A 10,268-nucleotide genomic window follows, 5' to 3' on the forward strand; every position below is an offset into this window, starting at 1 on the left:
TTTTTCACAAAAAGATTATTGTTATTTATTTTGAAAACGGTGGTGACTTCTTTTTGGGAAATTTCAGTGATTTCATCAACCATAAGCATCGGGGGCCTATGGGGAAGATAGTCTTTAATGCCAACAGCGAGGTGTTCCATCTTAATCAGCTATGATTGTTTTCATTTGTGAAATTGCAATGAGATTTCCTTGCAGGAAAGTTGAAATTTCAACAAGCGTAACTCCTCCAAATTCTTGAAGAATTTTCACTTTAGTAACCAATTCATCGCCTGTTTTGGGGAGCTGAAAGATCTCAATGTTTTTAACTGAGCCGATGTAACCGGTGGGTGCCGCTTGATTTTTTAAAAAATACTGATATCCGGTATAAAGTGCCACAGTTTGTGCCATATGCTCTATCAATCCCGCTTCTTGAAAAATAGTGTCTTTTATAAAAATGTTGCTGTTTTGAACTTCAAGCCCCGCAGAAATGTAATTTTCTGAAAACTCCAAAAGTTTATCAACCATGACAAATGGATGTTTTTGTGGGATAAGGGCTTCAACCCTGGCTTTATCAGTAATTGGCAATTGAATGTTCTTCATTTAACAAACGGTTAAATAAGCATGGGCATAGGAAAACCTGCCGCTTTCAGGAACCAGTAAAAATATTTTATCTCCTTTTTTTAGTTTCCCTGAGTGCATTAATTCTTCAAGCATAATGTATATAGATGCAGATCCTACATTTCCGATTTTGCTCAAATTCATAAACCATTTTTCAAAAGGAATATGGATGTCTTTTTTTAAGAACTCGTCTTGAAGTTTGTCAACAAAATATTGTGAGGAAACATGAGCCAAGAAATGATCGATGTGACTCCCGTCTATATTGTGCTTGTCCAAAGAGGTTTTCATGCTATCGGTTCCTTTCATCAAAATGTATTTATCGAGGATTTTTACATCTTGTTTGATTGAAAAAATTGATTCAGACAGCCACTGGTCAGGATTATAATCTGCCCAGGATTTTAGAGTGCCATCCTCAAGTTTATCACCGCCTGCATACATACAAGCTTCCATTTCATGGGCAAATGAATAGGCTTCCATCCATTCAATTTTAAGAGAAAGCTCTCCTTTAGGTTTGTTTTCCAACAAGAGTGCTCCTGCTCCATCTGATAACATCCACCTTAGAAAATCTTTTTTAAAGGCGATGATGGGGTGTTCATTTAATTTTTCAAAGTTAATGGCTTCCTGATTAAATTTATTTGCCAGCATCCAATGAGAAACCCTTTCAGAACCTGTACAAACAGCATTTGTGGAATTTCCGGATTTTACTGAAAGAAAGCCCACTTTTAGAGCATTCATTCCCGAACAACACACTCCTGAAGATGAATTTAACTCAACTGATTTGTTTTTCAACAGGCCATGAACCATAGCAGCGTGTGAAGGCAAAAAATGGTCGGGTGTTGAAGTCCCGCAGGATAGCATCTCAATATCATTTTTGGAAAATGCCTCGTCAAACAGGTTTTCTATTGCGCTAAATGTTAAGTCGGCATTGGAATGGGTTGGATTTCCTTTTTTATCAAGTGCATAATACCGGTTTATAATTCCGTTATTTCTTAAGACCACTCTTCTGGCTTTTGAAGCTTGATTATTGATAAGCCCAAGATAATCCTCCATTTCGTCATTTGAAATGGGGTTGTTTGGCAAATATTTTCCGGCTCTTGTTATGTAAACATCATTCATATTTCAATCTACTGGAGGTGTGCATTTTGGTGCTTAATTTTTCTGTTTAATCTACCCCTTTTTGTGAAGGGATACATAAGAATATGCAAGATAAAGACAATTGGCGATATAATCCAAATAGCCAGGAATAAATATACATTAAATGCCTTTAGCCACAATTTTCTTGACTTGTTTTTTCTAATGATAAATTGCGCCCATTTATTGAATATTTTAGAGCCCCGATTTTCAACAGTTAACAAATAATCATCAATTTTAACAGCACCTTGTTCAACAAGAATGTTTTGCAAATCGTCAAAACGGTTGGTAGTTAAAGCATTGTTTATGGTTTTACCAAATTGTGCTGCATTTTCAATATCAGTTTCAGAAACCCCGGGTTTGGGCAACAGCCCGCCCCAGTATTTCTTTTTCTTGCCGCTGAACATCCATTTGACAATGGTAATGACGCTAATGAGGTTGGGCGCGCGGTCCACCAAAACAATGTTGCCCACCGGAATTGCCTGTAATGTTGCAAGCTGTTTTTTCATTTTCTCATGAGCCATAATCCACATATTCCTACATCCAATTACGGTAACAACAGCTGTGTTTTTTAATAATTGGGAAGCATATTCACTTTTGAGAAATGAATTTATCGGTATGGAAATAGCCAAAAACCAGATTTGATAAGCAAGAATTATTAAATCATAGTTTTGATTCAGGACTTCATCGTCTATGGGTTCTATATCAGTGGGAATTTCAAGGAAAGATTCCGGAAAGGCGTCAAAAAATGAAGTGTTGTTCCAGGGAAATGGAAATGGTTTCTTTAATTTAATTTCACAAAAAGTAGTGTTAACATCTTTGTTTTTGAGTATTGGCGAAGTGATGCTTTTTGCAATTTCCCCCAACTGACCCGATTGTGTGTAATATAAAACAAGGACGTTTTTCATTTTTTCAAGTAAGAATGTCAAAAGTAGCATTTTTTATCGAAATGAACTTAGGTGGGTTTAGGGGCTGATACCTATGAATTCGTGTTATTTTGGAGGAAGTGCCTCCCAAAAATCAAAATAATTGAACCACTGTAGCGGGTATTTTTCAATCATTCCGCTTACGCTTTCAATGTAAGTTTCAAGTAAAGCCTGTGCGTCGCGGTGCTTTACCTCAGCTTCTCTTGTGTAAAGGTGGTAGTGCAGTCGTGGTTCTTTCATAACATAAACAAAGGCAACGGGCACTTTCAGTCGGGATGCAATTAAAAACGGCCCGGCAGGAAATTTAGCAGTTTTCCCTAAGAACCCTGCCTCAAGGGCTTTTGAGCCTTCCATATACCTGTCGCCGGTAAAACAAATCAATTCGTTTTTTGACAAAGCGTTGTTAATGTCGTAAATGTGAGAAAGGTCCTCTTTTACGATAATAAATTTTACTGAAGATTTTTTTGTTACGTTTTCAAGGTATTCTTTGATTTGAGAGTGTTCCTGGTCTGTTGTTACCAGATTGATTTGAAAGTCAACATCGATATCGGCAAAAAAGTGCTCTGCAATTTCAAAGTTTCCAATGTGCGCGCTTATTAAAACCCCGCCTTTTTTTTCGGCAAGCAGGCGCTTGAGGGTTTCTATACCGTCAAATTCATAGGTAAAACGGCTTCTTAAACCTGCTCCTATGGCCACTTTATCAATAATGGTTTGTCCAAAAACAAAGTAGTTTTTGAACACCATTTTTTTAGCCTTAAAATTAGGGTATTTCAGCCTTTCCCGAAAATAATAAAAAACAATGCGATTACTTTTTTTGAGGAATAGAAAGTAGTAAGTGGCTACAAGATAGAGAACAATGTATGCCGTTTTTACGCCCAGGTTTTTAATGCAGAATACAAATATCTTGTATCCTAAAAGAGTTCCTCTGGACTTGCCTTCCCATCGGGCCATAGAGTTAAGCCTTAGCTTTGATTTTATTGTTTATCATATCGTAAAAATCATCAAAACTGACAATGTTTACAAAATCGGCCTCGGTGAGTTTTACGCCAAAATTTGATTCTATTATTACTACCAAATCAACATAATCCAAACTATCCAATCCTAAAGTTTCTTTTAAAGGAGCTTTAGGTGAAATGACCTCTTGTTCCACTTCAAATTCTTCTACCAAAAAGGTATTTACAATATCTATAACTTCTTCTTTATTCATTATGTGTGGGTACTATATTTTTTAACTATTAATGCTGAATTTGTTCCGCCAAACCCGAAAGAATTGGACAAAAGTAACTCAAATTTTTTGTCTAGTGTTGTCGGTACTATGTTTAATTTTTTTGAGTCTTCATCGGGTGATTCAAAATTGATGTTTGGAGCAATAAAATCGTTCTGCATCATTAAAATGGAATAGATAACTTCGCTTGCTCCTGCCATCCAGCACTCGTGACCGGTCATGGACTTTGTTGAACTAACAGGCGGATTTGTTTTGCCGAAAATTCCATGTATGGCTTTTGCTTCATTGGCATCACCTACCGGGGTTGATGTGGCGTGTGCGTTTATGTATTCAATTTCGTCAGCAGATACTCCCGCGTCGTTTAAAGCTCTTTGCATGGCAATTGCAGGACCTTCGGCATTAGGGGTTGAAATGTGCCCGCCATTTGAAGAAAATCCATAGCCCAAAACCTCTGCGATGATGGGCGCTCCCCTTTTTACGGCAGATTCATAGCTTTCGAGTATGAGTGTAGCACCACCACCACTTGGCACCAATCCATCTCTGCCAGAATCAAATGGCCTGGATGCTTTTGTGGGTTCATTTTCGCGTGAAGCGAAAACACCCAAGCCGTCAAAACTGGCCATGGCATATTTGTTGATTTCCTGAGCCCCACCACAAACAATCATGTCCTGAAGCCCGCTTTTTATGAGCATATATCCCATCCCTATGGAATGTGAGCCGCTGGCACAGGCAGCACTTATGGTCATGTTTACGCCCCGCAACCTGTAAATGGTCGAAAGGTTCATGGTTACTGTTGAGTTCATCGACTTAAAAATGGCCCCGGATCCAATCAGTGCAGTGTCTTTTTTCTCTCTGATAACATCTGTTGACTCTATAATTGCCTTGGAAACACTGTCGTTGCCATAAAGAATCCCCACCTCATTTTCATCAAAGAAGGCATCCGGTATATTGGCATTTTCAAGGGCTTCCCGGGTTGCCATATAGGCATATTCTGTTTCTTCACCGACGCTCACGCGTTGTCTTCGGCTTAAAAAAGGTTTTAAATCGGGTGGTGGAACAAGTCCTGTAAGTGCAGACCGAAAACCGAATTCTTTTCTTTCAGCATCAAATTGAATCCCTGACTTACCGGCATAGAGAGATGCCTTCACCTCATTTAATGAAGTGCCAATACAGGAGTAAATTCCCATTCCGGTTATGACGACTCTTCTTTCTTTCATTTCTATTTCAAACTTCTGTTTATGAATAAATTCCACCGTTGATGTTGATCACTTCGCCGGTAATATAACCCGATTTTTTTGAAACTAAAAATCCTACCAAATCTGCCACTTCCTGAGCTTCTCCAAATCGGTTTAGCGGGATTAATTTTTTTAGTTCGTTTTCGTCCATAGCTTCTGTCATATCTGTTTTAATAAATCCCGGTGCTACGGCGTTTACAGTGATGTTGCGTTTTGCTACTTCCTGAGCCAATGCCTTTGTTGCTGCCACCAAAGCGCCTTTTGCGGCAGAATAGTTTGTTTGCCCCGCTGTTCCTTTCACACCGGAAACGGAAACCATATTTACAATTCTCCCGTATTTGTTTCGCAACATTTTTTGAATGAAAAACCGGGTGACATTAAAAAACCCGTTTAAGCTGGTTTGAATAACACTGTTCCAGTCCTCCTGAGGCATCCACATAAAAAGACCGTCTTTTGTGATTCCGGCATTGTTAATAACAACCTCAACAATTGCGCCCGGATTATTGTCCTGCCATTTGGTCAAATTATTATTAACCTCCTCTTCGTTACTGACATCAAATTTGATGATTTCACCACTTCCGCCGTTTTCAACTACTTGTTCAAGTGTTGATATTGCAGCTGCTTCGTTTGAAGTATAGTTTATTAAAATGTGGTAATCTGTTTCCTTGGCTAAAGTTATACAAATGGCACTTCCAATTCCTCTGGAGCCGCCTGTAACTAAAGCACATTTTTTTGTGCTCATCCTTATTTATTTTTGAAACAATTCAACTCCTTCAAACCATTTGTTGCCTAAAACACTGCCATCCGGGTTTAAAAACCCCCAGTCTTTTTTATGTCTAACCCGAGCCACCCCGTTTCTGAACCCTTTTTCATCTGAGCCAAACAACCCCCCGAAACTTGCTGTCGTGATTTGATATTCTGCTTTTATAACAAGCTCACCTTTTGTGTTGATAAAGCCCCATTCTTTACCGATTTTAACCGGAGCAAGGCCATCTTCGCTAAAAATTTCTGCATCACTATATTGAGGCTCCACTACAAAGTTTCCAGAAGTGTCAATATAACCCCAGTTTCCGTCACTAAATACCGGTGCAATATTTTTCACAAAAGCACGGCCCCTGTCAAATTTTGGCTCTATTGCCCACTCTCCTTTTAAGTTTATGTAGCCTATTTTTCCGTCTTTCTGGGCATAAGTCAGGTCTTGAGTATGAAAATCCCATATTCTTGTAGCTCCTTCAACAACCTGAAATTTATTGTTTATTACCAGTCCAAAGTCGTCTCCTTTTTTAGCAAAAGCGACATTTTTGTGAAGATTTCCCAAATCATCATATTCAACAGGAATGACAATTTTTCCGGACTTATCTATTATTCCCCATTTTCCATCGTTCCTTACCCTGGCATAATTGCCCTTAAAATCCCTGATGACATCATAAGTAGGCGACAGAATGATATTTCCTTTGTTGTTTATAATCCCAATTTTTTTGTCATTTCTAATGAATGCCATTCCGTTTGAGAAGTCATAAATTTTATCAGTGTCAGGTGTAAATGGTGTAACTCCACTTTTATTTATATAAACCCAGTCTTTATCAACCAGCACTACAGCAATCCCGTCACTAAAATCTTTTGCCTTGTTAAATGTTGGTTCAATCACCCAATCGCCTTTAGTGTTTATAAACCCCCATTTTTTATCTTTTTCAACAGCAGCCAGTCCATCGCTAAACCCTCGGGCATTTCTAAATTGAGGTTCAATTACCATCTCACCGGATTTACTTATAAATCCAAATTGCTTTTTCTCTCTTACCAATGCAAGCTCTTGTGCATCTGCAAACAAGCTTACGAGGAAAACCATTAATAGTAGTTTTTTCATGACTAAAATGTTTATTGGTTAAACTTCATTTCTAATGTTTCATTAAGTGCTTTTTTACCTGTTCTAAATAGGGATACAAAGCCATATCATTTTTAAAAACAGGTACTATTCCCCTTATTTCGTTATACATTTCCTTTGTGACTGAAGAAAATCCGTCAACACCTCCCAATACATCAATTGCCTGAATAATAGTAATTAATTCAATGCTTAAAACCTCAAAAGCGTTTTCTATTACTTTTGAAGTCATTATTGCGGCATTTGTTCCCATACTCACTACGTCCTGATTGTCATTGTTGTTTGGTATACTGTGAATATACATTGGGTTTGACAAGGTTTGGTTTTCTGCCGTGGTGGATGTTGCCGTAAACTGAACCCCCTGCATTCCAAAGTTAAAACCTAAAACCCCTAAGTTTACAAATGGAGGTAATATTTCATTCAGCTTGCTGTTCATTAAATAGTTCAACTGTCGTTCTGCAAGCATCGAAAGTTTAGTAATAACGATTTTTAGTTTGTCCATTTCAAGTGCCACATAGTCGCCATGAAAATTGCCCCCATGATAAACCTGTTTGTTCTTGACATCAACAATTGGGTTGTCGTTTGCAGAGTTTATTTCATTTTCGAGTACAAGCTCTGTATTGTTCAAGGTGTCTAAAACAGGCCCTAAAATTTGAGGAACACAGCGTAGGGAATAATATTCCTGTACTTTTTCTTTAAAAACTTCCTCAATATTTTTGCCATTGTATAAATGATCCTCCCTTTTTTTGATTCTGCTACTGTCTGAAAGATATTCTCTCATTTTTGAGGCAATTTCCTGCTGACCATCGTGTTTTTTTACAGCGTTTAATCCTTCCGAAAGGTGGTCATCATAGGCATTTACAATTTCATTAATTGCACAAGAGGCTTTTAGCATCCAGTCTAAAAGTTGTCGAGACCTAAAGGCATTAACTATTCCGATACCGGTCATCACCGAAGTACCATTCATTAGTGCCAGGCCTTCGCGAATTTCTACCTGAATGGGTTTAAGGTTTTCCAGTTCAAAAACCACTTTAGTCGATTTGCGCTCACCTTTATAAAAAACTTCACCTTCACCAATCAATACTAAGGCCAAATGTGCCAACTGAACCAAATCACCGCTGGCACCAACCCCTCCATGTTCAAAAATTAGCGGGGTAATGTCGCGATTAATAAGTTCTTTCATCAGTTGAATTACCGATGGATGTACCCCCGAGCAACCCAATGACAAGGTGTGCAACCTCGCAAGTATTGAAGATTTTACGAATAGCGGTGATAAAGGGTTTCCAATTCCGGAAGCATGGCTTCTAATCAGGTTGTACTGCAATTGAGTACGGTCTTGGTCCCTGATGCGATATTGAGCCATTGGGCCAAAGCCCGTATTTACTCCATAAATAATTTTATTTTCTGAAAAAGCCTTTAAAAAACTAAAGCTTTCTTCAACTCCTGAAACAATTTCATCACTCAATTCCACATCTTTATTGTGAAATACCACTGCGTTAAAATCTTCCAGTTTTAAAAATTGGTAAATTTTGACCATTAAAAAATTCCTTTTTAATAAACTCTCTAATTTGATGGGATTATCAAATTAATATTTTATAATTTTACACTGCAAAGGTAAGACAATTAAGAAGATATTATAAAGTTATGTTAAATGAATATGTTGATGTGTTGGTTATTGGTGCAGGCCCTTCCGGTTGTGTGTCTGCTTCATACCTACATCAACAAAACATAAAAGTAAAAGTTGTTGAAAAAACCACTTTTCCACGACTCGTGGTGGGTGAAAGCTTGATTCCGAGAGTGATGGATCATTTTGATGAGGCCGGGCTGTTGCCGGCACTTGATAAAATGGGTTTTGAAAAAAAATTTGGTGCCCGTTTTATAAGAGGTAATCAAGTGTGTCATTTTGATTTCAGCAAAAAATTTTCCGGTGGCTGGGACTGGACCTGGCAAGTGCCCCGAGCCGATTTTGACCATACATTAGCGCAAGAAGTACTCAAAAAAGGCATTGACCTCGAGTTTAACAGCGAAGTAATTGCCGTTGATTTTCAAGGGGCAAATTCTTCAACTACAATAAAAGATAAAGACGGTAACATTAAAACAATTCACGCAAAATTTATCATTGATTCCAGTGGTTTTGGAAGGGTTTTGCCCAGGTTGCTCGATCTGGACACACCTTCAGGACTGGATCCCCACTCTTCCATTTTTTCGCATGTTGTAGATGTAAACCGTCCAGAAGGAACTGAAGGAACCCTTATTTCATTTGATATTTTAGAAACCGAAGTCTGGTTGTGGGTCATTCCGTTTTCAAACGGAAAGACAAGTGTTGGTGTTGTTGCTCCCACTGATTTTATTAACGGCCTTTCAGAAAATGATGATACAGCAGAGGCCCTGCAAAATGCCATTAATCAATCTGATTATTACAAAAAACGCTTTGGCGGGCTTCCGTTTTTGTTCCCACCAGTCAAACTGGTCAACTATTCGCGTTCAGTAAAAAAAATGTATGGTGAAGGATTTGCCCTTACGGGAAACAGCTCAGAGTTTTTAGACCCGGTTTTTTCATCGGGGGTTGCTTTTGCAACAGAATCAGGGATACTTGCCGCAAAACTTGCCGTAAAACAACTGAATGGTGAAAAAGTAGATTGGCAAACCCAATTTGAAGACTATATGAGAAAAGGAGTCGCTGTTTTTACTACCTATGTAAAGGAATGGTACACCGGCAATCTTCAAAATCTGTTTTTTCATCAACCTGAAAACCCGGATGTTAAAAGCAAAATCTGTGCAGTACTGGCGGGATATGTCTGGGATCAAAACAATCCATTTGTGACCAAACACGATAAGATCATTAAAAATATGGCCTATCTCATTGATATGGAAATCAAAGAAAAGGCAAAAGCTTAGATTTTTTTATCCCTTCATATATTTTTGACTTAATAATCAGTTCTCAAAATTTTCAGAAATAAAAACTTTGATAAACTTTTATGAGAAGCTTAAAGAATGGGTTTTTTTAATTATTTTTGACCCCTCAATCAGGGGATGTAGCTCAGTTGGCTAGAGCGCTTGGCTGGCAGCCAAGAGGTCGTGGGTTCGAGTCCCATCTTCTCCACTTTTTTAAACCGTATCGAACTGTTTTACAGATAGATATGGTTTTTATTTTTTATATATCCCCATATTATCCCCACATTTTTACCATAAAAAAACCGCTACAAATGAATGTAACGGTTTGATTTTGTGTATTTAAAACAAACTTATGAGGCCGTACCTGACCCTAAATACAC

11 protein-coding genes and 1 tRNA gene are annotated in these 10,268 nt (G+C 38.1%); 2 read left to right on the forward strand and 10 right to left on the reverse strand.

Going from position 1 to position 10,268, the window contains the following annotated elements:
• The 10 genes from AC6F75_RS11835 to flxA form a co-directional block, all read right to left on the reverse strand.
• Positions 1–140, reverse strand: a 140-nt coding sequence (locus tag AC6F75_RS11835; protein WP_500715237.1) for an ApeP family dehydratase, incomplete at its 3' end; no start/stop codon positions are given.
• 1 nt (position 141) lies between these two features.
• Positions 142–579 carry an ApeP family dehydratase gene (locus AC6F75_RS11840; RefSeq protein WP_500715224.1) on the reverse strand — a complete coding sequence of 146 codons (438 nt, stop codon included), beginning with the start codon at positions 577–579 and terminating at the stop codon, positions 142–144.
• The gene (gene darB / locus AC6F75_RS11845) at positions 580–1,713 is read right to left on the reverse strand and encodes a dialkylresorcinol biosynthesis protein DarB (protein ID WP_500715226.1); all 1,134 of its coding nucleotides are present in this window, start codon (positions 1,711–1,713) and stop codon (positions 580–582) included.
• An 8-nt stretch (positions 1,714–1,721) separates the two neighbouring features.
• Positions 1,722–2,636 (reverse strand): NADPH-dependent FMN reductase family protein, encoded by a 915-nt coding sequence (locus AC6F75_RS11850; RefSeq protein WP_500715227.1) that lies wholly within the window; start codon positions 2,634–2,636, stop codon positions 1,722–1,724.
• Positions 2,637–2,720: 84 nt separating this feature from the next.
• Positions 2,721–3,605 carry an LpxL/LpxP family acyltransferase gene (locus AC6F75_RS11855; RefSeq protein ID WP_500715228.1) on the reverse strand — a complete coding sequence of 295 codons (885 nt, stop codon included), beginning with the start codon at positions 3,603–3,605 and terminating at the stop codon, positions 2,721–2,723.
• 4 nt (positions 3,606–3,609) lie between these two features.
• Positions 3,610–3,861 (reverse strand): phosphopantetheine-binding protein, encoded by a 252-nt coding sequence (locus AC6F75_RS11860; protein ID WP_500715229.1) that lies wholly within the window; start codon positions 3,859–3,861, stop codon positions 3,610–3,612.
• Positions 3,861–5,096, reverse strand: a complete 1,236-nt coding sequence (locus AC6F75_RS11865) for a beta-ketoacyl synthase N-terminal-like domain-containing protein (RefSeq protein WP_500715230.1) — start codon at positions 5,094–5,096, stop codon at positions 3,861–3,863. Before AC6F75_RS11865 ends, AC6F75_RS11860 begins: the two co-directional genes overlap by 1 nt.
• 19 nt (positions 5,097–5,115) lie before the next feature.
• Positions 5,116–5,856 (reverse strand): flexirubin biosynthesis SDR family reductase FlxB, encoded by a 741-nt coding sequence (gene flxB, locus AC6F75_RS11870; protein ID WP_500715231.1) that lies wholly within the window; start codon positions 5,854–5,856, stop codon positions 5,116–5,118.
• A 6-nt stretch (positions 5,857–5,862) separates the two neighbouring features.
• On the reverse strand, positions 5,863–6,978 hold the full coding sequence (locus tag AC6F75_RS11875) for a WG repeat-containing protein (protein WP_500715233.1): 1,116 nt from the start codon (positions 6,976–6,978) through the stop codon (positions 5,863–5,865).
• Between the two features lie 31 nt (positions 6,979–7,009).
• Positions 7,010–8,530 (reverse strand): flexirubin biosynthesis tyrosine ammonia-lyase FlxA, encoded by a 1,521-nt coding sequence (flxA, locus tag AC6F75_RS11880; RefSeq protein ID WP_500715235.1) that lies wholly within the window; start codon positions 8,528–8,530, stop codon positions 7,010–7,012.
• 107 nt (positions 8,531–8,637) lie between these two features.
• Between flxA and AC6F75_RS11885 the strand changes: the two genes are divergently transcribed.
• Positions 8,638–9,891 carry a tryptophan 7-halogenase gene (locus AC6F75_RS11885; protein WP_500715236.1) on the forward strand — a complete coding sequence of 418 codons (1,254 nt, stop codon included), beginning with the start codon at positions 8,638–8,640 and terminating at the stop codon, positions 9,889–9,891.
• 131 nt (positions 9,892–10,022) lie between these two features.
• Positions 10,023–10,096: transfer RNA gene (locus AC6F75_RS11890), tRNA-Ala, on the forward strand.
• Positions 10,097–10,268: the final 172 nt, after the last annotated feature.

Source organism: Planktosalinus sp., assembly GCF_059864935.1.